18 protein-coding genes and 1 riboswitch are annotated in these 21,684 nt (G+C 70.4%); of the genes, 13 read left to right on the forward strand and 5 right to left on the reverse strand.

What is annotated here, in order from left to right; all coding sequences use genetic code 11:
* Nucleotides 1–186 precede the first annotated feature (186 nt).
* From ACFYVL_RS44150 to ACFYVL_RS44195, 10 genes are all read left to right on the forward strand, one after another.
* The gene (locus tag ACFYVL_RS44150) at nucleotides 187–795 is read left to right on the forward strand and encodes a CDP-alcohol phosphatidyltransferase family protein (RefSeq protein WP_389255762.1); all 609 of its coding nucleotides are present in this window, start codon (nucleotides 187–189) and stop codon (nucleotides 793–795) included.
* Between the two features lie 115 nt (nucleotides 796–910).
* Complete coding sequence (locus ACFYVL_RS44155) at nucleotides 911–3,406, forward strand: sugar phosphate nucleotidyltransferase (RefSeq protein WP_389255764.1); 2,496 nt, start codon at nucleotides 911–913, stop codon at nucleotides 3,404–3,406.
* Nucleotides 3,407–3,503: 97 nt separating this feature from the next.
* Nucleotides 3,504–4,430: a DUF881 domain-containing protein gene (locus tag ACFYVL_RS44160; protein ID WP_389255766.1), complete on the forward strand. Its 927-nt coding sequence runs from the start codon at nucleotides 3,504–3,506 to the stop codon at nucleotides 4,428–4,430.
* Nucleotides 4,427–4,759 carry a small basic family protein gene (locus ACFYVL_RS44165; RefSeq protein WP_040019805.1) on the forward strand — a complete coding sequence of 111 codons (333 nt, stop codon included), beginning with the start codon at nucleotides 4,427–4,429 and terminating at the stop codon, nucleotides 4,757–4,759. The genes ACFYVL_RS44160 and ACFYVL_RS44165 overlap by 4 nt, the downstream gene beginning before the upstream one ends.
* Nucleotides 4,756–5,517, forward strand: a complete 762-nt coding sequence (locus ACFYVL_RS44170) for a DUF881 domain-containing protein (protein WP_389255768.1) — start codon at nucleotides 4,756–4,758, stop codon at nucleotides 5,515–5,517. The genes ACFYVL_RS44165 and ACFYVL_RS44170 overlap by 4 nt, the downstream gene beginning before the upstream one ends.
* A gap of 166 nt (nucleotides 5,518–5,683) precedes the next feature.
* Nucleotides 5,684–6,553 (forward strand): FHA domain-containing protein, encoded by an 870-nt coding sequence (locus tag ACFYVL_RS44175; protein ID WP_389255790.1) that lies wholly within the window; start codon nucleotides 5,684–5,686, stop codon nucleotides 6,551–6,553.
* An 18-nt stretch (nucleotides 6,554–6,571) separates the two neighbouring features.
* Nucleotides 6,572–7,315 carry a MerR family transcriptional regulator gene (locus ACFYVL_RS44180; RefSeq protein WP_389255770.1) on the forward strand — a complete coding sequence of 248 codons (744 nt, stop codon included), beginning with the start codon at nucleotides 6,572–6,574 and terminating at the stop codon, nucleotides 7,313–7,315.
* A 65-nt stretch (nucleotides 7,316–7,380) separates the two neighbouring features.
* Nucleotides 7,381–7,854, forward strand: a complete 474-nt coding sequence (locus tag ACFYVL_RS44185; protein WP_185033262.1) for a bifunctional nuclease family protein — start codon at nucleotides 7,381–7,383, stop codon at nucleotides 7,852–7,854.
* Nucleotides 7,855–8,072: 218 nt separating this feature from the next.
* Nucleotides 8,073–8,678, forward strand: coding sequence for a MerR family transcriptional regulator (locus ACFYVL_RS44190; RefSeq protein WP_389255772.1), 606 nt, complete (start codon nucleotides 8,073–8,075; stop codon nucleotides 8,676–8,678).
* Between the two features lie 214 nt (nucleotides 8,679–8,892).
* Nucleotides 8,893–10,356, forward strand: a complete 1,464-nt coding sequence (locus tag ACFYVL_RS44195; protein WP_389255774.1) for a DNA polymerase IV — start codon at nucleotides 8,893–8,895, stop codon at nucleotides 10,354–10,356.
* 162 nt (nucleotides 10,357–10,518) lie between these two features.
* Here ACFYVL_RS44195 and ACFYVL_RS44200 read toward each other — a convergent pair whose 3' ends face one another.
* Complete coding sequence (locus ACFYVL_RS44200) at nucleotides 10,519–10,890, reverse strand: PRC-barrel domain-containing protein (protein ID WP_389255776.1); 372 nt, start codon at nucleotides 10,888–10,890, stop codon at nucleotides 10,519–10,521.
* A gap of 124 nt (nucleotides 10,891–11,014) precedes the next feature.
* Nucleotides 11,015–11,115: riboswitch (glycine riboswitch) on the forward strand.
* Between the two features lie 201 nt (nucleotides 11,116–11,316).
* On the opposite strand from ACFYVL_RS44200, the gene gcvP reads away from it, so the two are divergent.
* Complete coding sequence (gene gcvP / locus ACFYVL_RS44205; RefSeq protein WP_389255778.1) at nucleotides 11,317–14,202, forward strand: aminomethyl-transferring glycine dehydrogenase; 2,886 nt, start codon at nucleotides 11,317–11,319, stop codon at nucleotides 14,200–14,202.
* Between the two features lie 180 nt (nucleotides 14,203–14,382).
* On the opposite strand, the gene ACFYVL_RS44210 is transcribed toward gcvP, so the two are convergent.
* On the reverse strand, nucleotides 14,383–14,580 hold the full coding sequence (locus ACFYVL_RS44210; protein WP_389255792.1) for a DUF5999 family protein: 198 nt from the start codon (nucleotides 14,578–14,580) through the stop codon (nucleotides 14,383–14,385).
* Between the two features lie 311 nt (nucleotides 14,581–14,891).
* Nucleotides 14,892–15,488: a hypothetical protein gene (locus ACFYVL_RS44215; RefSeq protein ID WP_389255780.1), complete on the reverse strand. Its 597-nt coding sequence runs from the start codon at nucleotides 15,486–15,488 to the stop codon at nucleotides 14,892–14,894.
* A gap of 505 nt (nucleotides 15,489–15,993) precedes the next feature.
* Here ACFYVL_RS44215 and ACFYVL_RS44220 point away from each other — a divergent pair.
* The gene (locus tag ACFYVL_RS44220; protein WP_389255782.1) at nucleotides 15,994–17,502 is read left to right on the forward strand and encodes a glutamate--cysteine ligase; all 1,509 of its coding nucleotides are present in this window, start codon (nucleotides 15,994–15,996) and stop codon (nucleotides 17,500–17,502) included.
* Between the two features lie 201 nt (nucleotides 17,503–17,703).
* On the opposite strand, the gene ACFYVL_RS44225 is transcribed toward ACFYVL_RS44220, so the two are convergent.
* The gene (locus ACFYVL_RS44225) at nucleotides 17,704–19,482 is read right to left on the reverse strand and encodes a substrate-binding and VWA domain-containing protein (RefSeq protein ID WP_389255784.1); all 1,779 of its coding nucleotides are present in this window, start codon (nucleotides 19,480–19,482) and stop codon (nucleotides 17,704–17,706) included.
* Between the two features lie 199 nt (nucleotides 19,483–19,681).
* Here ACFYVL_RS44225 and ACFYVL_RS44230 point away from each other — a divergent pair, with 199 nt between their 5' ends.
* The gene (locus ACFYVL_RS44230; protein WP_389255786.1) at nucleotides 19,682–20,503 is read left to right on the forward strand and encodes a CPBP family intramembrane glutamic endopeptidase; all 822 of its coding nucleotides are present in this window, start codon (nucleotides 19,682–19,684) and stop codon (nucleotides 20,501–20,503) included.
* A 91-nt stretch (nucleotides 20,504–20,594) separates the two neighbouring features.
* Here ACFYVL_RS44230 and ACFYVL_RS44235 read toward each other — a convergent pair whose 3' ends face one another.
* Nucleotides 20,595–21,440 carry a PhzF family phenazine biosynthesis protein gene (locus tag ACFYVL_RS44235; RefSeq protein ID WP_389255788.1) on the reverse strand — a complete coding sequence of 282 codons (846 nt, stop codon included), beginning with the start codon at nucleotides 21,438–21,440 and terminating at the stop codon, nucleotides 20,595–20,597.
* Nucleotides 21,441–21,684: the final 244 nt, after the last annotated feature.

Genomic DNA, 21,684 nt, shown 5'->3' on the forward strand with positions numbered 1-21,684 from the left:
CAGGGGGGACCCTGTGGGAGAGTAGGACGCCGCCGAACAATCATTGCGAAGAGCCCCGTGCCGGGGATACCGGTACGGGGCTCTTCTGCGTTTACCGGCCGACACCCCTGTGAGGTCGCCGGGCCTGGCTGGGGGTAGGGTCAAGGGGAAAATCGTTGGCACGTTCCCACAGCAGGAGGCCCCCGGGTGGAGGTCCAGGAGACTCGCGTTCAGACCGACCGAGTCCTCACCATCCCCAACATTCTGAGCATGGCTCGTCTGGTTGGCGTGCCCCTGTTTCTGTGGCTGATTCTCCGCCCTGTGTTCGGCGGGCCCAACAGTGACTGGTGGGCGCTGCTGGTACTCATGCTCAGCGGTGTCAGCGACTACCTCGACGGCAAGCTGGCACGCAAGTGGAATCAGATCAGCAGTTTGGGCCGGCTGCTCGACCCGGCTGCCGACCGGCTCTACATTCTGTCCACTCTGGTCGGACTGACCTGGCGCGAGATCCTGCCCTGGTGGGTCACCGCGGCCCTTGTGGCACGGGAGCTCATGCTTCTCGTGATGGTGGGTATCCTGCGCCGGCACGGCTATCCGCCGCCGCAGGTGAACTTCCTCGGCAAGGCAGCCACGTTCAATCTGATGTATGCCTTCCCGTTGCTGCTGCTCAGCGTCCAGCCCGGGTGGCTCGGGACAATCGGTGCTATTTTCGGATGGGCGTTCGCCGGATGGGGTACAACCCTCTATTGGTGGGCAGGGATTCTCTACGTGGTTCAGGTCCGTCGGCTGGTCAAGACGGACACCGCGGCCGATTGAGCCTGTTGAAGTGGCGCAGTGAGGCGCCGGAGCTACCGGACCTCTGACGTCTGTGGGAGGGCTCGGGGCGGGCGAAGTCGGCTGGATCTTCTCTTCAAAGGAGGACGCTTCCGACATGAAGGCCGTCGTGATGGCCGGTGGCGAAGGTACACGCCTTCGCCCCATGACTTCGAGCATGCCCAAGCCGCTCCTGCCGGTCGCCAACCGGCCGATCATGGAGCATGTGCTGAGGCTGCTCAAACGGCATGGGCTCAGTGAGACCGTCGTAACCGTGCAGTTTCTGGCCTCGCTCGTCAAGAACTACTTCGGCGACGGGGAAGAGCTCGGAATGGAGCTCACCTATGCCAACGAGGAGAAGCCACTCGGCACTGCGGGCAGCGTCAAGAATGCGGAAGAAGCACTGAAGGACGATGCCTTCCTGGTCATTTCGGGCGACGCTCTCACGGACTTCGACCTGACCGACCTCATTCGCTTCCACAAGGAAAAGGGCGCGCTGGTCACGGTGTGCCTGACCAGGGTGCCCAATCCGCTGGAATTCGGCATCACCATCGTGGACGAGGAAGGCAAGGTCGAGCGCTTCCTGGAGAAGCCGACCTGGGGGCAGGTCTTCTCCGACACGGTGAACACCGGCATCTACGTCATGGAGCCCGAGGTCTTCGACTACGTCGAGGCCGATGTTCCGGTGGACTGGTCCGGGGATGTCTTTCCGCAGCTCATGAAGGAAGGCAAGCCGATCTACGGCTATGTCGCCGAGGGCTACTGGGAAGACGTCGGTACGCACGAGAGCTATGTGAAGGCGCAGGCCGACGTCCTGGAGGGCAAGGTCGACGTCGAACTCGACGGGTTCGAGATCTCGCCCGGGGTGTGGGTCGCCGAGGGCGCGGAGGTCCACCCGGAGGCCGTGCTCAGGGGGCCGCTGTACATCGGTGACTACGCCAAGGTCGAGGCCGGGGCGGAAATCCGCGAGCACAGCGTCATCGGGTCCAACGTCGTCGTGAAGAGCGGGGCCTTCCTGCACCGTGCCGTCGTGCACGACAACGTCTACATCGGCCAGCACTGCAATCTCCGCGGCTGCGTGATCGGCAAGAACACCGACATCATGCGGGCGGCCCGGATCGAGGACGGGGCGGTCATCGGGGACGAGTGCCTGGTCGGTGAAGAATCGATCATTCAGGGCAATGTGCGGGTCTACCCGTTCAAGACCATCGAGGCCGGCGCGTTCGTCAACACGTCGGTGATCTGGGAGTCGCGGGGGCAGGCGCACCTCTTCGGGGCGCGTGGCGTCTCCGGCGTACTGAACGTGGAGATCACGCCGGAGCTGGCCGTTCGGCTGGCAGGGGCGTACGCGACCACGCTGAAGAAGGGTTCCACCGTCACCACGGCGCGGGACCACTCCCGCGGCGCCCGTGCGCTGAAGCGGGCGGTGATCTCCGCGCTGCAGGCCAGCGCCATCGACGTGCGCGACCTGGAGAACGTACCGCTGCCGGTGGCGCGGCAGCAGACCGCGCGGGGCAGTGCCGGCGGGATCATGATCCGGACGACGCCCGGTGTGCCGGACTCGGTGGACATCATGTTCTTCGACGAGCGGGGCGCCGACCTCTCGCAGGGCGGACAGCGCAAGCTCGACCGGGTGTACGCGCGTCAGGAGTACCGGCGGGCGTTCCCCGGCGAGATCGGCGACCTGCACTTCCCGGCGAGCGTCTTCGATTCGTACACCGGCACCCTGCTGCGGAACCTGGACACCACCGGTATCGCGGACTCCGGGCTGAAGGTCGTCGTGGACGCGTCGAACGGAAGCGCCGGGCTCGTGCTGCCCAGCCTCCTCGGTCGGTTGGGCGTGGACTCGCTGACGATCAACCCCGGCCTGGACGAGTCGCGGCCCACCGAGACGGTCGAGTCGCGGCGGGCGGGGCTGGTGCGGCTCGGCGAGATCGTGGCGTCGGCGCGTGCCGACTTCGGGGTGCGCTTCGACCCGGTGGGCGAGCGGCTGTCGCTCGTCGACGAGCGGGGGCGGATCATCGAGGACGACCGCGCGCTGCTGGTGATGCTCGACCTGGTGGCGGCGGAGCGGCGCAGCGGCCGGGTGGCCCTGCCGGTGACGACGACGCGGGTGGCCGAGCAGGTGGCGGCGTACCACGGGACGCAGGTCGAGTGGACGACCACCTCGCCCGACGACCTGACGCGGGTGGGACGAGAGGACGCGACCATCTTCGGCGGGGACGGGCGCGGCGGGTTCATCGTGCCGAAGTTCAGCAGCGTCTTCGACGGGGCCGCGGCCTTCGTCCGGCTGATCGGACTCGTGGCCAGGACCCAGTTGACGCTCAGCCAGATCGACGCGCGGATCCCGCGTGCGCACGTGCTGCGGCGCGACCTGGCGACGCCGTGGGCGGTCAAGGGGCTCGTGATGCGGCGGGTGGTCGAGGCGGCCGGGGACCGGTCGGTGGACACCACCGACGGCGTACGGGTGGTCGAGGCCGACGGCCGATGGGTGATGGTGCTGCCGGACCCGGCGGAGGCCGTCACCCATCTGTGGGCCGAAGGGCCGGACGACGACTCCGCCCAGGCGCTCCTGGACGAGTGGTCGGCGGTCGTCGACAGCGCAGGTCACTGACGTCGCGCCGGTGTGCGGGCAGGTGTCGCGAGGCACCTTCCCGCACCCCGGTGGGGCCATTCGGTGGCAGGGGCCACGACGTGCGACGATGTGCGGCATGTCGCAGCAGCCCCCCGTTCGGAGCACCCCCTCTCCACCGCGGCGCCCCGACGCGTCGATGTCGCTGCTGACGAACGTGATGGAGCACAGCCTGGACGACGGGTACGCGGAGGCAGCGGCCCGTCAGCAGGCCGACGGCACCGCGGGCATGCCGCGCACGCTGAAGACGAAGCTCGCGCTGGCGGCCGGTCTGGTGCTGGCCGCCGCGGTGGTGACGCTGGGTGCGGCGAACGCGCGGATAGCGGCACCGGTGGTGGCGAAGGAACGTCAGGAACTCGTCGAGCGGATCCAGTCGGAGACCGCGGACGCCGACGCCCTGGAGAAGGACGTCGAGGCGCTGAGCAGCGACGTCGGGGAGCGCCAGCGCAAGGCGCTGGAGGAACACGGCGGCGACCAAGGGGCATTGGTCGCTCTGTTGTCCGGAGCAACCCCGGTGGAGGGTCCTGGCGTCAAACTCGTCGTGGACGATGCCAAGGAGACCGGTGAGGGTGCCGACGGACCGCGCGGGAGCAGCGGGTTCTCCGACACCGGCCGGGTGCGGGACCGCGACATGCAGCGCGTGGTCAACGGGCTCTGGCAGTCCGGGGCCGAGGCCGTGTCGATCAACGGGCAGCGGCTGACGATGCTGTCGGCGATCCGGGCGGCGGGCGACGCGATACTGGTCGACAACAAGCCGCTGGTGCCGCCGTACACGGTGCTGGCCGTGGGCGGCAAGCATCTCAACACCGCGTTCAACGACAGTGCCGACGGCCAGTACCTTCATGTGCTGCAGGAGAGCTACGGCATCCGCACCAGCATCTCCGACCAGGAAGAGGTGCGGCTGCCTGCCGCACCTAGCCTGATCGTACGCATCGCACAACCGCAGGCCGCTGACGCCGGAAAGGGCGTGGCCGACACACAGAAGACGGAGAAGGGCACATCGTGATCGCCGTACTGGGCCTCGTCGTGGGAGTCGTGGTCGGATTGCTGGTCCGGCCCGAAGTGCCGGCGGTGGTCGAGCCCTATCTGCCGATCGCCGTCGTGGCCGCGCTCGACGCGGTGTTCGGAGGTCTGCGGGCGATGCTCGACGGCATCTTCGTCGACAAGGTCTTCGTGGTCTCCTTCCTGTCGAACGTGGTCGTCGCCGCGCTGATCGTCTTCCTCGGCGACAAGCTGGGCGTCGGCGCTCAGCTGTCGACGGGTGTGGTCGTGGTGCTCGGCATCCGGATCTTCTCCAACGCTGCCGCCATCCGGCGGCACATCTTCCGGGCGTGACGCCGGTGAGTACGGAGGAGAAGGAAGCGAGTACGGAGCTCACCGGGCGCCAGCGGCTGGCCGCCGGGCTGTGGCCGCCGAGGTTCAGCCGGGCCCAACTCATCGTGGCCCTGCTGCTGTTCGGGCTGGGTCTGGGTCTGGCCATCCAGGTCAATTCGACCAGCGACAACGGCACGCTGCGGGGCGCCCGCCAGGAGGACCTGGTGCGGATCCTCGACGAGCTGGACGACCGTACGAAGCGTCTTGAGGACGAGAAGCAGCGGCTGGTCGACCAGCGGACCGAGCTGGAGAGCAGCTCGGACCAGGCCGAGGAGGCGCGCAAGCAGACGCTGGAGAAGGAGCGGCAGCTCGGTGTGCTCGCGGGCACGGTGGGCGCGCAGGGGCCGGGAATCACCTTGACCATCAACGACCCGCACGGGGCGGTCGAGGCGGACCGGTTGCTGGACACCATCCAGGAGCTGCGGGCGGCCGGCGCGGAGGCGATCCAGATCAACGACGTCCGGGTGGTGGCCAACACGTACTTCTCCGACGCGGACGGCGGGATCCAGGTGGACGGCAAGAAGGTCGCCGCGCCGTACCGCTTCAAGGTGATCGGCAAGCCGCAGGATCTGGAGCCCGCGCTCAACATTCCCGGCGGAGTCGTGCAGACTTTGGAGAAGGAGCAGGCCACGGCCGTGGTGGAACGACTTGAGAAGATCGTCGTGAATGCCTTGCGACCGGCGAAGCGGCCTGACTACGCTCGGTTGTCACCCAAGTGAAGGCGGGGCGAATGAGCACCGTCGGACACGGGCATGAGGTTGCGGGGGGTCGGCGCATCCAGGACGCGGTGCGTGGTGGAAACTGTCTGATGGATACGGACGTTGTACAGATGTCCACGTCAGCACGTTGTGAGTAGATGCAGGGTTTGTTGATGCAGGGTTCGTCCTGCCCCACGGGCGGGTCTGTTTCGGTCAAGGGGAATCGCCCGTGAAGTTGTTTGCGAAATTGTTCGGCAAGAGTGCACGTGACGACAGCAGCTCCCACACTGCGCGTCACCGTGCCCCGCGCCCCGGTGAGGCCGAGGAGCAGAGCGGCGAGCGTCCGCTCTTCCGTGACGAGGTCGGCGGCCCCGGCGCGTCGTCTGTTGACCCGGCCGGTCCCGGCCGCATAGGTTCCGGTGCACCATCAACCTCAAGTACGGGTGGAGAGTTCGCTCCCGACCCGTACGCAACCAGCGCCCACCACGCGGGCCAGCCGCGGCAGGAGGATCCGTCCATGTCGGCCTTGCCGGTTTGTACGAGGTGCGGGCACCGCAATGCCGAGGCCAGCCGTTTCTGCTCCAACTGCGGAGCGCCCCTGAAGGGCGGGGTCGCCGCCGAGCGTCCCTCGGAGACGACCTCGACCATCTCGATCTCCGGGCTGGAGGCGTACGAGGCGGAGAAGACCGGGCAGACCGCTCTTCCCTCGCTGTCGCCCGAGGCGCAGGCCGCGGTCGACGCCCTTCCGCTCGGTGCGGCGCTGCTGGTGGTGCGCCGGGGCCCCAACTCGGGGAGTCGCTTCCTGCTGGACGGCGAGCTGACCACGGCCGGCCGCCACCCGCAGAGCGACATCTTCCTCGACGACGTGACCGTCTCGCGACGGCACGTGGAGTTCCGCCGGGGTGCGGACGGCGGGTTCACCGTCTCCGACGTCGGCAGCCTCAACGGCACGTACGTCAACCGGGAGCGCATCGACGCGGTCCTGCTGGCGAACGGCGACGAGGTGCAGATCGGTAAGTACCGGCTGGTCTTCTACGCGAGCCAGCAGGGCGTCTGATCCTTCCAGGGAAGGTCCATGCTGCGAATCCCGACAGGTGGTGCCGTGCGCGGCACCACCTCAGCCGGCAGCCGGCTGACGAGCATCGGTTCGGTGCTCAGCCTGCTGCGTGAGGAATTTCCCGAAGTAACGATCTCGAAGATCCGCTTCTTGGAGGCGGAAGGACTGGTCGAGCCGCAGCGCACGCCGTCCGGGTACCGGAAGTTCAGCCCGGCGGACGTCGAGCGGCTCGCCCAGGTGCTGCGCATGCAGCGCGACCACTATCTGCCGCTCAAGGTCATCAAGGAGCACCTCGACGCGCTGGAGCGCGGCGAGCCGGTGCAGCTGCCGTCCCCGGGCGGACCGCGCGAACTGCTCGACGGTGCCCCCGAGACGGCGCCGGACGGGCCGACCGCGGCCCGGATCGGGCGCGAGGAGCTGCTTGCCGCCGCCGAGGTCGCCGAGAGCGACCTGGGCGAGTGGGAGGAGTACGGCCTGATCTCGGCGCTGCCGGACGGCGGGTACGACGCGGAGGCCGTCACGGTCGCGAAACTTGTGGCGGATCTGGGGCGATTCGGTCTGGAACCTCGTCACCTGCGGGCCATGAAGGCCGCCGCGGACCGGGAGGCCGGACTGATCGGGCAGATCGTGGCGCCGTTGCGACGGCACCGCAATCCGCAGACCAGGGCCCATGCCGAGGCGACCACCAGGGAGCTCGCGGGTATCTCCGTACGACTGCACGCGGCGCTGGTACAGACGGCGCTGAGGTCCGGCTCGAACTGAGCCGTACTTGGAGTGAACAGGAGCCCGACTACCCAAACCGGTCGGGCACGTCCTAGGGTTGCTGTGTGAACGAGCTCGACGTCGTAGGTGTCAGGGTGGAGATGCCCAACAACCAGCCGATCGTGCTCCTGCGTGAAGTGGGAGGCGATCGGTACCTTCCCATCTGGATCGGACCGGGTGAGGCCACAGCGATCGCCTTTGCGCAGCAGGGTCTGGCGCCCGCCAGGCCGCTGACGCACGACCTTTTCAAGGACGTGCTGGAAGCGGTGGGCCAGGAGCTCACCGAGGTGCGGATCACCGATCTGCGGGACGGGGTCTTCTACGCCGAGCTGGTCTTCGCCAGTGGAGTGGAGGTCAGTGCCCGTCCGTCCGACGCGATAGCGCTGGCGCTGCGCACCGGGACGCCGATCTACGGCAGTGACGGGGTGCTGGACGACGCCGGGATCGCGATTCCGGACGAGCAGGAGGACGAGGTGGAGAAGTTCCGCGAGTTCCTCGATCAGATCTCGCCGGAGGACTTCGGTACCAACAGTCAGTGAGTGGCGCTGCCCGGTCGGGACTCCCGGCCGGGCTTCGTTGCGTTCCGGGGCGTGCACGACCCCGGATTCTCAGCGCATTCGAGTAGCCTTTCCCACACATGAGATACGGGAAACCACTCTCAGGGTGATTATCACTCGGCGTGCCGAGTGTGGCGATCGTTGACGCACCCCGGGCGACTGCCTACCGTCGACAGGGCAGGTCAAGGACGGAGGTCGGCGTGAGAATCAGCGGCGACGGTACGGCGACGGGCGGGCCGTATCCGCTCGGCAGCTCGGCCGACCCCACAGGCAGTCAGCACCCCGTCGCTCCGGCGCGGGCGGCCGAGGCGGGCGACACGGTCGGATACCGGGGGCCCACCGCGTGTGCCGCCGCCGGAATCACTTACCGGCAACTGGACTACTGGGCGCGCACCGGGCTGGTCGAGCCGAGCGTCCGGCCGGCCTACGGCTCGGGGACCCAGCGGCTCTACAGCTTCCGCGACGTGGTCGTCCTCAAGATCGTCAAGCGCTTCCTGGACACCGGTGTCGCGCTGCAGAACATCCGCACCGCCGTGCAGCACCTGCGGGCCAGGGGGTTCGAGGACCTGGAGCGGATGACGCTCATGTGCGACGGCGCCACCGTCTACGAGTGCACTTCGCCGGACGAGGTCGTGAAGCTGCTCCAGGGCGGTCAGGGCATCTTCGGGATCGCCGTCGGCGTGGTGTGGCAGGACGTCGAGAAGGCGTTGTCGCAGCTGCACGGTGAGCGGGTCGACACCGGGGAGACGCTGATCGGGAACAACCCGGGCGACGAGCTGGCACGGCGGCGCAACCGGGCGGTCTGAGCGGCCGGTCCCGCGGGCCGTGCGGACCTGCCGGTCCGGTGCGGGCGGGCCCGACGGGTTCGGGGGCCCGGTGCGGGTGTACGCAGCCCGGTGCGGGCGCATCGAGATGGGCGCGGGCGGTACGGAGCCGGGTGCGGTGCGGGTCTGCGGAGCCGGGGGCCGGTGCCGCGACGGGTCCGGCCGATTGTCAGTGGCGTAGGGCAGCATCGTCGGTGTGAGAAGCGTGCCGACCATCCTGCATCTGGACATGGATGCCTTCTACGCCGCCACGGAGCAGGCGGCGAAGCCCAGCCTGCGCGGGAAGCCGGTCGTGGTGGGCGGGCTCGGGCCGCGCGGCGTGGTGGCCACCGCTTCGTACGAGGCCAGGCGCTTCGGGGTGCACTCGGCGATGCCGACGGCGCAGGCGCGGCGGCTGGCGCCCAACGCGGCCTATCTGGTGCCGCGCTTCTCGCTGTACCGGGCGGTCAGCGACCAGGTGATGGAGCTGCTGGGGCGGTTGTCGCCGCTGGTCGAACCGCTGAGCCTGGACGAGGCGTTCGTGGACCTGGAGGAGAGCGGGGCGGCGGACGACGCGGAGTCGGCGCGGGCGGTGGGGGAGCAGCTGCGCAGGGACATCCGGGCGGTCACCGGGCTCAGCGGGTCGGTGGGACTGGCGGGGTCGAAGATGCTGGCCAAGATCGCGTCCGAACAGGCGAAGCCGGACGGGCTGGTGCTGATAGAGCCGGGTACGGAGCGGGAGCTGCTCGCCCCGATGTCCGTGCGGATCCTGCCCGGGGTGGGGCCGGCCACCGGGGACCATCTGCGGCGGGCCGGGATGACGACGGTCGCGCACCTCGCGGAGGCGGGCGAGGACGAGCTCGTACGGCTGCTGGGGAAGGCGCACGGGGCCTCCCTGCACCGGATGGCCCAGGGGCTCGACGACCGGCCCGTGGTGGCGGAGAGGGACGCCAAGTCCGTTTCGGTGGAGGACACCTTCGACGTGGACCTGCACGACCGGGTGCGGGTGCGGCTGGAGGTGGAGCGACTGGCGGACCGGTGTGTGGAGCGGTTGCGGGGCGCGGGGCGGTCGGGGCGGACCGTGGTGCTCAAGGTGCGGCGGTTCGACTTCTCGACGCTGACGCGCTCGGAGACCCTGCGGGGGCCCACGGACGACCCCGGGGTGGTGCGGGAGGCCGCGGCGCGGCTGCTGGAGGGCGTGGACACCACCGGAGGGGTGCGGCTGCTGGGCGTGGGCGTCACGGGGCTCGCGGACTACACGCAGGAGGACCTCTTCGCGCAGGCGGCGGCGCGGGACGCCCAGGAGGCGCTGGAGGCTCAGGAGGCCCTGACGGGTGCCGTGGGGGCGCGGGAGCCGGTGCCGGAGGCGGGGAGTGCGGAGACCTCGGGTGCCGTGGCCGGGGCGGCGGACGAGGGCGTCGTGGGCGGCGGTGCGGACGGTGCGGAGGAGGTGGCCTCGTCGGAGGAGGCGGGCGAGCGGCGGTGGCATGCCGGGCACGACGTACGGCACGCGGAGTACGGGGCGGGCTGGGTGCAGGGGAGCGGGGTGGGGCGGGTGACGGTGCGGTTCGAGGAGCCGGGGTCGCCGGGGCCGGGGCGGGTGCGGACGTTCCGGGTGGACGATCCGGAGCTGGTGCCTGCGGAGCCGTTGCCCCTGGTGGGTGGGGAGGAGGGAGTCTAGGGCGGGGCATTTTGACCAGGATCGTGGGCCCGGTGGCCGGGCGGACGCGTCCTGGGGGAGGGGAGGCGCGGGTGGGTCCTGTCCGCGGTGGGTTTTCGCGCCTGCCCGCCCTCCTCCCTGTTCGCCCGTGGGGTCACCCGTGGGGTCAGGGGGCTTCCCGGGTCAGGGGTCCTCGCCGGCCAGGGTGCCGAAGTCCCGGTCGGGAGCGGTGCCGGTGGGCGAGGGGCTGTCGAGGCCGTAGTGGCGGTAGAGCTGGAGTTCCTGCTCGGGGGAGAGGTGGCGGCCCACACCGAAGTCGGGGGCGTCCTTGATCAGGGACTTCTCGAAGGGGATGCGCAGGGTGTTCTCGACGAGGCTGCTGGGTTCCAGCGGAACGAAGGCGTCCCGGGAGAAGAGTCCGGTGCGGACGGCCGCCCATTCCGGGATGCCGGTGGCGTCGTCCAGGTAGACCTCGTCCACCGTTCCGATCTTGGTGCCGTTTCGGTCTAGTGCCTTGCGTCCGATCAGGCTGCGCGGATCGATGTCGGTCTGCACGGTCCCTCCAACTGGTCGCAACTGCTGCGTGAACCCCTTAAAACACTACGAAAGTGCAGATTCGGAAGGCTGGCCACTCGAGGGATCGGGGCGGGAGTGCGCTGGTAGGCTGGCTGGCGGCTGCTGACCCCGTGCGGGAGAGTCCTTCGAAGATGAATTTGTCGGAGGCGCCGAAGGAGCAACTCCTCCCCGGAATCTCTCAGGCCCCTGTACCGCATGGACGAGGTCACTCTGGAAAGCAGGGTGGAGAACGGGCACGGCGCAGGCCGGAACGTGGTCCACCCTCACCGACGGTGAAAGTCGGGGTGTTGATCTTGATGCCCGGGCGAAGCTCTCAGGTTGAGATGACAGAGGGGGAGGCCGTCCGGGCGCCCGTGCCGCGTGGTGCCCCTCGCAGGTCGTGTCAGACCAGGAGGCCTTCCGCAGATGACCGCCAACCGTATTTCGCTCGAAGAGCTCGAGCGCGGCATTCCCTTCGAGCAGCGCCACATCGGACCCGATGCCGAGGCGCAGGCGAAGATGCTGGCGCAGGTCGGTTACGGGTCGCTCGACGAGCTGACCGACGCCGCCGTTCCCGATGCCATCAAGAACGCCGCGGCCCTCGGGCTGCCGGACGCGCGCACCGAGGCCGAGGTGCTGGCCGAGCTGCGCACCCTCGCCGACCGCAACCAGGTGCTCGCCCCGATGATCGGGCTCGGGTACTACGGGACCTTCACCCCGCCGGTCATCCTGCGCAACGTCATGGAGAACCCGGCCTGGTACACGGCCTACACGCCGTACCAGCCGGAGATCTCGCAGGGCCGGCTGGAGGCACTGCTCAACTTCCAGACCATGGTCGCCGAGCTGACCGGACTGCCGACCTCCGGCGCCTCGCTGCTCGACGAGGGCACCGCCGCCGCCGAGGCCATGTCGCTCGCGCGCCGGGTGGGCAAGGTCAAGGGCGGGGTCTTCCTGATCGATGCCGAAACGCTTCCGCAGACCATTGCCGTGATCGAGACGCGTGCCGAGCCGACCGGTGTCGAGGTCGTCGTCGCCGACCTTTCCGAGGGCATTCCGGCGGAGATCGCCGAGCGCGGTGTGTTCGGCGTGCTGCTGCAGTACCCGGGCGCCTCCGGCGTCGTACGCGACATCAAGCCGGTGATCGACGCCGCGCACGGACTCGGCGCGATCGTCACCGTCGCCGCCGACCTGCTGGCCCTGACGCTGCTGACCTCGCCCGGCGCGCTCGGTGCGGACATCGCCGTCGGTACGACGCAGCGCTTCGGCGTGCCGATGGGCTTCGGCGGTCCGCACGCCGGCTTCATGGCCGTACGCGAGAAGTTCGCCCGCAGCCTGCCCGGACGGCTCGTCGGAGTGTCCGTGGACGCCGACGGCAACAAGGCGTACCGGCTCGCCCTGCAGACGCGCGAGCAGCACATCCGCCGGGAGAAGGCCACCAGCAACATCTGCACCGCACAGGTGCTGCTCGCCGTGATGGCGGGCATGTACGCCGTCTACCACGGGCCGGACGGGCTCAAGGGCATCGCCCGCCGTACCCACCGCTACGCCGTGATCCTCGCCGAGGGGCTGCGGGCCGGCGGCGTGGCCATCGCGCACGACGCGTTCTTCGACACGGTGACCGCGCAGGTGCCCGGCAAGGCCGCCGAGGTCGTGGCCGCCGCCCGTGAGCACGGGGTCAACCTGCGTCTCGTGGACGCCGACACCGTCTCCTTCGCCTGCGACGAGACCACCCTGCGGGCCCAGGTCGACGCGGTCTGGGCGGCCTTCGGCGTCACCGGCGACATCGAGGCGCTGGACGCCGTCGCGGCGGAGACGCTGCCCCAGGCGCTGCTGCGGACCGACGCGTTCCTGACCCACCCGGTCTTCCACCAGCACCGTTCCGAGACCGCGATGCTGCGCTACCTGCGCAAGCTGGCCGACCGCGACTACGCGCTCGACCGCGGCATGATCCCGCTCGGCTCCTGCACCATGAAGCTGAACGCGACGACCGAGATGGAGCCGGTGACCTGGCCCGAGTTCGGCCAGATCCACCCCTTCGCGCCGGTCGAGCAGGCCGCCGGGTACCTCACGCTCATCCGTGAGCTGGAGGAGCGCCTCGCCGAGGTCACCGGGTACGACGCGGTGTCCATCCAGCCCAACGCCGGTTCGCAGGGCGAGCTGGCCGGACTGCTGGCCGTACGGGCGTACCACCGGGCGAACGGCGACGAGCAGCGCACGGTGTGCCTCATTCCGTCGTCGGCGCACGGCACCAACGCGGCGAGCGCCGTCATGGCCGGCATGAAGGTCGTCGTGGTGAAGACCGCCGACGACGGCGAGGTCGACGTCGAGGACCTGCGGGCCAAGATCGAGCAGTACCGCGACGAGCTGTCGGTGCTGATGATCACCTACCCGTCGACGCACGGCGTCTTCGAGGAGCACGTCGCCGACATCTGCGCGACCGTGCACGAGGCGGGCGGCCAGGTGTACGTCGACGGCGCCAACCTCAACGCGCTGGTCGGCCTCGCCAAGCCGGGCAAGTTCGGCGGCGACGTCAGCCACCTGAACCTGCACAAGACCTTCTGCATCCCGCACGGCGGCGGCGGTCCGGGCGTCGGTCCGGTCGGTGTGCGCGCGCACCTCGCGCCGTACCTGCCCAACCACCCGCTCCAGCCGTCGGCCGGCCCCGAGACGGGCGTCGGTCCGGTCTCCGCCGCGCCGTGGGGATCCGCCGGCATCCTGCCGATCTCCTGGGCGTACGTACGCCTCATGGGCGGCGAGGGGCTGAAGCGGGCCACGCAGGTCGCGGTGCTGGCGGCGAACTACATCGCCAAGCGCCTGGAGCCGCACTACCCGGTGCTCTACACGGGCCCGCACGGTCTCGTCGCGCACGAGTGCATCGTCGACCTGCGCCCGCTGTCCAAGGCGACCGGCGTCAGCGTCGACGACATCGCCAAGCGGCTCATCGACTACGGCTTCCACGCGCCGACCATGTCGTTCCCGGTCGCCGGGACCCTCATGATCGAGCCGACCGAGAGCGAGGACCTCGGGGAGCTGGACCGCTTCTGCGACACGATGATCGCCATCCGCGGCGAGATCGAGAAGGTCGCCGCGGGCGAGTGGCCCGCCGAGGACAACCCGCTGAGCAACGCCCCGCACACCGCCGCCGCGCTCGGTGGCGAGTGGGACCACGCCTACAGCCGCGAGGAGGCCGTCTTCCCGGCCGGCGTCTCGGCCGCCGACAAGTACTGGCCGCCGGTGCGCCGGATCGACGGCGCCTTCGGCGACCGCAACCTGGTCTGCTCGTGCCCGCCGATGGACGAGTACGACAACTGACGTCGCAGCGCGCGCGGCCGGGCACCGGCCGACATGCGTCGGGGCCGGTTCGGAGCGGATGCTCCGGGCCGGCCCCTCGTCGTACGTACTGCTCCGGTGGTGCGTGCGCCGTTCCGTGGTGTGCGGTTCTCCGGTGCGCTGTGCTCTTCTCCCGCTCTTCTGTCTCCCGCGGTGGTGCCGTCAGGCAGCGGTGGCCACGTCCAGCGGCCGGTGCGGCGCGATGATCTGCCCGTTGGGCAGCAGCTCGCCGGTGTCCTCGAAGAGCAGGACGCCGTTGCACAGCAGGCTCCAGCCCTGCTCCGGGTGGTGCGCCATCGGATGGGCGGCCTCCCGGTCGGCGGATTCGGCGGACGGGCAGAGTGGCTGGTGCTGGCACATGGAAGGGTTCTTTCGCTGCGTCGTGGTGGTGAAGTTGTTCCTGCGGCTCGAATCGGTGTTCATGGCCGCCCCCCGTATCAGTTGGTCCGGTCCCAGTGTTGCCCCACGGGCGTCGATCCGCAGGGATTTCACGGCAGCACTTCTCATTGGTTGAGGACGCATCACCCGTGCGGACGGTTCAGCCCAACTGGCCCCTCTCTTCGGGTGGTTCGGGGTGACCCGGGCGGGCTAGTCCGGATGGGGCATGTGCGCGGCACGGTGCCCCGCGCCCGGACGCAGCGGCCGGGGCGGGGCACCGTGGGGATACGGGGTCAGGCGGGCTGGCCGAGCAGCGGGGCCGCCGGGACGGGCTGCAGCCGCAGCGACAGTACGGGCAGCAGGTCGGCGACCGTGCAGGGGCGGTGCGCGGCGATGCCGGGCGGGGCCGGGGCCAGCGGCACCAGCACGTCCGACGGGTCGGGCGAGCCCGCGGTGGCGTCCGCGGTGGGATCCCCGTGCAGCCACAGGGTCAGCATGTACAGGGCGGGAATGGACAGCAGCCGAGGCTGGTAGGCGGCGGGCATGGCCTCCGCGTGCCGCAGCGCCCGCTCGGTGGAGCTCAGATAGGGGCCTTCGAAGAAGTGCGAGAAGGTCCAGCCGTCGGGGGTCAGAACGGTGTCGGCCGCGGCCACGGCGCGGTCGGCGCTGCGGATCAGGAACCGCCAGCCGGTCAGACGGGTGCGGGGAGGCCGGCCGCCCCCGGTGATCTCGTCGAGGACGTGGACGGGAAGGGGCAGTTCGGGAGTGAGCGGCCCCTGGTGGGAGCGGAGGGCCGGGGTGCGGGGCTCGCGGACTGCGGTGGGGGAACCGAGTGCCGCGAGGACGCTGCGCAGGGCGGGCGCGGGGGCCGGGGGTACGTGCAGCGGCATGGTGGGTCGCCTCTCGCTCGGGAGACACGGTGGAGCCTGGGCAGTGCGGACGACGCTGTCTGCGGTGCGGGGCCAGAGGGGGCCTCGGGCGACGGCCCGGCGTCAACTCTCTGCCTCGTTCGCGGAGTTTATACGACACGTGTTCACGTGCTGATTCACCTAGCTGCCATGGATATTGCCGACAAGGTGGTATTCAGCCCTTTTAGGGTCGCTTCCGGTGTGGGGAAAAGACCGATTGGGGAGGTGGTCGACGGAATATCCGCAGGTCCTCTCCGCCGGAGCGGACGGCTTGAACTCGTCGGCGTTTATCACCACTTCACCGGAATCAGTAACCTCCCGTTGCCCCATGCCTGCGGAATGTGCCTGGCCGAATTCGCGTCGAGCGTACTGCGTACCTGACGCGCGCGGGGCGTTATGGATCAGCCCGCCGGGGCATCATCGACCGTGAAAACACAGGTGCAGCGGCCGTTGCCGCGATATCTCCCGTTCCAGGAAGGACGCTCCGATGGGTGAGAAGGTCGTGGCAGACGGATTCGATCTGTCGGACCGGCAGAGGTACCGGCGGAAGCTCCACGAGTGTCTGGAGGGGCTCGGGAGGCTCCTGGACGAGAAGCGGTTCGACAAGCCGAAGAATCTCCTGGGGCTGGAGATCGAGCTCAATCTCGCGGGTTCCGACGGACTGCCGAAGATGATGAATGCCGAAGTCCTGGAGCGCATTGCGAGCCGGGATTTCCAGACCGAGCTGGGGATGTTCAATCTCGAAGTGAACATTGTCCCGCACCGCCTCGGCGGGCGCGTCTTCGATCAATTGGCGGAGGAACTGCGGACCGGGCTCGGCTATGCGCACCGGAAGGCCGCCGAGCTCGACGCCGGAATCATGATGATCGGCATTCTGCCCACGCTGGGCCAGGACGACCTGGTACACGGGAACCTGTCGGACGTGGACCGCTACGTGCTCCTCAACGACCAGATCGTGGCCGCGCGGGGCGAGCACTTCCAGCTGGACATCGAGGGCGTCGAGCGGCTGAACTGCACCTCCGCCTCCATCGTGCCGGAATCGGCCTGCACCTCCGTGCAGTTGCACCTCCAGGTGACACCGGGCCGGTTCGCCGACGTGTGGAACGCGGCGCAGGCGGTGGCGGGCGTGCAGATCGCGGTGGGGGCCAACGCGCCCTTCGTGTTCGGCAGGGAGCTGTGGCGGGAGTCGCGGCCACCGCTGTTCACCCAGGCCACCGACACCCGGCCGCCGGAGCTGGTCGCCCAGGGCGTACGGCCGCGGACCTGGTTCGGGGAGAAGTGGGTGGACTCCGCCTACGAGCTCTTCGAGGAGAACCTGCGCTACTTCCCCGCGCTGCTCCCGATCTGCGACGAGGAGGAGCCGCTGCGGGTGCTGGACGACGGCGGGGTGCCGCGGCTCCAGGAGCTGGTGCTGCACAACGGGACCGTCTACCGGTGGAACCGGCCGGTGTACGGGATCGCCGACGGCGTCCCGCACCTGAGGGTGGAGAACCGGGTGCTGCCCGCCGGGCCGACGGTGGCGGACGTCATCGCCAACGCGGCCTTCTACTACGGGCTCGTACGGGCGCTCGCGGAGGACTCCAGGCCGGTGTGGCGGCGGATGCGGTTCGAGGAGGCGGAGGCGAACTTCGACACGGCCTGCCGGTACGGCATCGACGCCGAGCTGATGTGGCCGCGGACGGGGCGGGGGTCGGGGACGCAGCGGGTGCCGGCGGTGAAGCTGGTGCGGGACGAACTGCTGCCGCTGGCCGCGGCGGGGCTGGACGCGTGGGGCGTGGAGGCGGCGGACCGGGACCGGTATCTGGGGGTCATCGAGGAGCGGTGCCGCAGGAGGGTGAACGGGGCGTCGTGGCAGGTGGAGACGTACCACCGGGCGGTGGAGGCGGGGCTGGGGCGGGAGGCGGCGCTGGCCGCGATGACGCGGAGGTACGGGGAGTTGGCGGGGGAGGGGGAGGCGGTGCATTTGTGGCCGGTGGGGTTTCCGGGGCAGGGGTGAGGAGTGAGGGGTGGGGGTGTACGGGGGCTGGGGCCGGGCGGGGCCGGGGGGTGCTGCTCCGCCGGGGGCCGCCCCCTTGCCCGCCCGTTCCGCCCCCGGGGGGCGGCCCCGCCGCCCAAGGAGGCGGCGGCGGGCCCCGCCGCCCAAGGGGGCTCGGCGGGTGGGCGGCCCGGCCGCCCAAGGGGGCGGGGGTGGCGGGGGTTAGGAGGATTGGGCGGAGTTGGTGATGGCTTTGAGGATGGTGGCGGGGACTTCGGAGGGGTCGTTGACCTGGTAGCCGCCTCCGCCGGTGACCTCGGCTATCTCCTGTACCTCGGTCCTGTCCGCGTCCGGGCCCACCGCGATGGCGATCAGCGGGATCGGGCGCCGCGGGTCGGCCAGGATCTTGAGCTCGGCGATCAGGGCGCTGCGGGACAGCGAGACCGTGTCCTGGTTGGAGCCGTCGGTGAGGATCACGACCGCGTTGAACTTGCCCCGCGCGTAGCTCGCCTGGGCGTCCTTGTACGCGGCGAGCGTGGTGTCGTACAGGCCGGTGGCACCGTTCGGGTCGGGCCGCAGCGTGCCGAAGGCGGTGCTGAGCCGGGCGCGGTGGGTGCCGCCGCCGGGGGCGGGGCCGCCGAGGCGCGAGGTCGGGACGAGCTTGCGGTAGTCGCGCGGGCCGTCGAGGTTCGTGGCGAACTCCCACAGGCCCAGCTCGTCCTCGTCGGTGAACTGGCTCAGCGCTGTGATCAGGGAGTTCTTGGTGATGTCCATACGGGTGCGGCCCCCGCTGCCCTCGACGACGTTCGCCATCGACCCCGAGGTGTCGACGACCGTGGTGAGCCTGGCGCTCTGGACGGTGATCGTCCACATGCCGAGCGTCTCCTCGACGGCCTTCGTGGGCGGCGGTGACTCGGCGGTCTCCGAGTACGGCTGCGGTGCGTTGGCGCCCGCGGCGCGGGCGAGTGCCTCGTCCACCGGTTTGCCCGGTGCGCGGAACCCGTACCGGGCCATCACCCGGCGGCCCGCCGGATCTTCGAGGTACAGCTGGAAGCGCATCGCGGCGCGCGCCTGGTCGATGCTCAGCCTCCCCTCGTCGACCATCGTGAAGGGGTAGTCGAGCAGCGCCGTGCCGTCCTTCGGGTAGAAGAGCCGGAGGTCCGGGGATCCCTTCGCGGCGCGGTGCGCGAACGCTGCCTGCTCGGACAGGAACACCGCCTGGTTGCGCTTCGGGTTGCCGCTCTCCGAGGCGGAGTCGTTCTGCGGGAGCGTGCCGAGCACCTGGGTGTCGCTGTCCGCCATCCGCTGGGCGAGGAGCTTGGCGACGGCCGCGGACTTGGTCTGCGCGTCCGGGTCCTTGGTGGCCGCCGCGGACTGGCCGACGCTGGTGAGGGCGAGCAGGCCGGTCGCGCTGCGGGACGGGTCCGCGGTACCGAGGCGCATCGCCGCCCGGGTGGTGCCGGCCGCCGCCAGCTCCGCCCAGCTGTACGTCCTGCGCGGCCAGCCGAGCTTGGCGGCGGCGGTGGGAACCGCGGCGACCCCCACCGGCGAGACGGCCACCCTGCCGAGCGAGGAGAGGGTGACGGAGCCGGCGGCCCGAGCGCGTTCTAGCCACAGCTTGGCGTCCGGGACCCAGATCTGGAAGTCGGGGGAGCCCCGGTCCTTGCCCGGCCCGAGCGAGTCGGCGACCCGCGCCGAGTCGCGGGCCGACACCCGGATGTCGAGGCAGTTGCCGTCGGACCTGATGTCCGTCCTGCGGGCCTCGTCCGCCGCGGCGCGAAGGGCGGGCGCCACGTCGGGCGAGGCGGCCACGTCGAGGCGCGCGGTGCCGTCGCCGCAGGCACCGGAGCCGATCAGCCCGCTCTGCACCGCGTATGTGGTGCCCGCTGCCACGGCCAGTACCAGCGCGGTCGCGACGGCGACGGTACGGGCGCGTACCGCGGGACGGGTGGACCTGGCTGTGTCCTGGCCGTACTCGTCGGGCAAGCTGTGACGTCCCATGCGGTGGTGCCCCTCCTTGAGCCTGGCGGCAGTGAGCCTCGCAAGCGCGGCGAGACTGGAAGCCGAGGAAACAGGGGGGATACGGCCGGTTTGCGGCGCTCGACCCCCCGGCCTGTCGCGCGCGATCTTCGTACCTGCATTCGAGACCCTAGTGGTGCGGGGATCGGGATGAGGCGGGATTACACAACTGGAGGCTGAAGTGCAAGCGGATCCGGGGCAGATGGCCGGTATGTCGCCCGAGGGGCCGGTTCCGAGGCGCGAACAGGCGCTGACCCCGCGTGTGTTGGGGACCGAGCTGGTGCTCGTTCTGGCCCTCTCGCTGGGCGCGAGCGGCCTGTCGGCCCTGATCAGGTTCATCGGAGCGGTCACCAGGCCGGGCGGTCTGAAGGACCAGGCGGCGAACCTGAACAGCTCGGCCGCGCCGGGGCGCCCGTGGCTTGATCTCGTATGGCAGCTGTTCGGGATTTCCACCGCTTTGGTCCCCGTGGCCCTGGTCGCGCATCTGCTGCTCAGGGAGGGGAGCGGACTGCGCGCCCTCGGCTTCGACCGGCTGCGGCCGTGGTCCGACCTCGGGCGCGGCACGCTGATCGCGGCCGGGATCGGCAGCGCGGGGCTCGCCTTCTACCTGCTGGCCAACGCGACCGGGTTCAACCTGACCGTGGTGCCGGAGTCGCTGCCCGAGGTGTGGTGGAAGTACCCGGTGCTGATCCTCTCGGCGATCCAGAACTCGGTGCTGGAGGAGGTCATCGTCGTCGGCTATCTGCTGCGCAGACTCGGACAGCTGGGCTGGACGCCGATGGCGGCGCTGGTGGCCAGCTCGGTGCTGCGGGGGTCGTACCACCTGTACCAGGGGATCGGCGGCTTCATCGGGAACATGGTGATGGGCGTGGTCTTCGTCCTGCTGTACCGGAAGTGGGGGCGGGTGGGCCCGCTGGTGGCGGCCCACACGCTGCTCGACGTCGGGGCGTTCGTCGGGTACGCGGTACTGGCGGGGAAGGTGGACTGGTTGCCGACCCTTTAGGGGGTGGGCGAGGGGCCGGGGGGGGGGCGGGGCCCGGGGGCTGTACCGGAGGTGTCCGGCTGCCCGGCGGGCGGGGCCCGGCCTTCGGTGGTCAGCTGCCGTTGTCGTACGGGTGCAGGAGTTCACCTTCGAGCACGGTGACCGCGTGGCCGGTGAGGTGCGTGCGGTCGCCGTGCAGGGCGGTACGGACGAGGCCGGTGCGGGCGCCGCCCTGCAGTCCGGTGAGTTCGCTGCGGCCCAGCCGGGCGGACCAGAACGGGGCCAGCGCGGTGTGTGCGCTGCCGGTCACCGGGTCCTCGTCGATGCCGACGGCCGGGAAGAAGCAGCGGGTGGCGAAGTCGTAGCCCTTGCCGGGGTCCTGCGCCCGCGCGGTGGCGATGATGCCCCGGCGGGAGAGACCGGCCAGTGCCCGGAGGTCGGGGCTGAGGGCATGTACGTCCTGTTCGGAACGGCACTCGACGAGCAGGTCGCCGACCAGGTCGCCGGTGAAGTGGACGCTGAGGGGTTCGGTGCCGAGGGCTTCGGCCAGGCCCGCCGGGGCTTCCACCGGGGTGAGCGGTGCGGTGGGGAAGTCCAGGGTGAGGGAGCCGTCGGGGTGGGCGGTGGTGGTGAGGGTGCCGCTGCGGGTGGTGAAGCGGGTGATGGGGGTGGGAGCTGTGGAGGTGGTTTTGAGTACGTGGGCTGTGGCCAGGGTGGCGTGGCCGCACATGTCCACCTCGGTGGTGGGAGTGAACCAGCGGAGGGCCCAGTCGGCTTCGGTGTTCCGGCCGGGCGGGAGCGGGTGGGCGAAGGCCGTCTCGGAGAGGTTGAGTTCGGTGGCCACTCGCTGGAGCCAGGCGTCCTCCGGGAAGGCGTGGGAGTTCTCCAGGAGGAGGACTGCGGCGGGGTTTCCCTGGAAGGGGGTGGAGGTGAAGGCGTCTACGGTTCGGATGCGCATGGGGTGAGGGTATGGGGGGTCTTCGGGGGGTCGGACAGGGCCAATTCGGGGTTGGTGGACCGGGGGTGGGGTGTGGGAGGGGGTGGGGCGAGGGTGTGGGGTTGCGGGGTGTGGGGTGCGGCGTGTGTGGGGCGGGGCCGGGGGGTGCGGCTCCGCCGGGGGCCGCCCCCTTGCCCGCCCGTTCCGCCCCCGGGGGGCGGCCCCGCCGCCCAAGGAGGCGGCGGCGGGCCCCGCCGCCCAAGGG

This window comes from Streptomyces sp. NPDC004111, assembly GCF_042874215.1.
Lineage (GTDB): Bacteria > Actinomycetota > Actinomycetes > Streptomycetales > Streptomycetaceae > Streptomyces.

Bases quoted from the DNA above. Each gene is read 5' to 3' on its own strand.
- gcvP (WP_389255778.1), top strand. From the start codon at position 11,317: ATGACCGCCAACCGTATTTCGCTCGAAGAGCTCGAGCGCGGCATTCCC.
- ACFYVL_RS44155 (WP_389255764.1), top strand. From the start codon at position 911: ATGAAGGCCGTCGTGATGGCCGGTGGCGAAGGTACACGCCTTCGCCCC.
- ACFYVL_RS44235 (WP_389255788.1), bottom strand. From the start codon at position 21,440: ATGCGCATCCGAACCGTAGACGCCTTCACCTCCACCCCCTTCCAGGGA.
- ACFYVL_RS44180 (WP_389255770.1), top strand. From the start codon at position 6,572: ATGCTGCGAATCCCGACAGGTGGTGCCGTGCGCGGCACCACCTCAGCC.
- ACFYVL_RS44225 (WP_389255784.1), bottom strand. From the start codon at position 19,482: ATGGGACGTCACAGCTTGCCCGACGAGTACGGCCAGGACACAGCCAGG.
- ACFYVL_RS44220 (WP_389255782.1), top strand. From the start codon at position 15,994: ATGGGTGAGAAGGTCGTGGCAGACGGATTCGATCTGTCGGACCGGCAG.
- ACFYVL_RS44210 (WP_389255792.1), bottom strand. From the start codon at position 14,580: ATGTGCCAGCACCAGCCACTCTGCCCGTCCGCCGAATCCGCCGACCGG.
- ACFYVL_RS44215 (WP_389255780.1), bottom strand. From the start codon at position 15,488: ATGCCGCTGCACGTACCCCCGGCCCCCGCGCCCGCCCTGCGCAGCGTC.
- ACFYVL_RS44160 (WP_389255766.1), top strand. From the start codon at position 3,504: ATGTCGCAGCAGCCCCCCGTTCGGAGCACCCCCTCTCCACCGCGGCGC.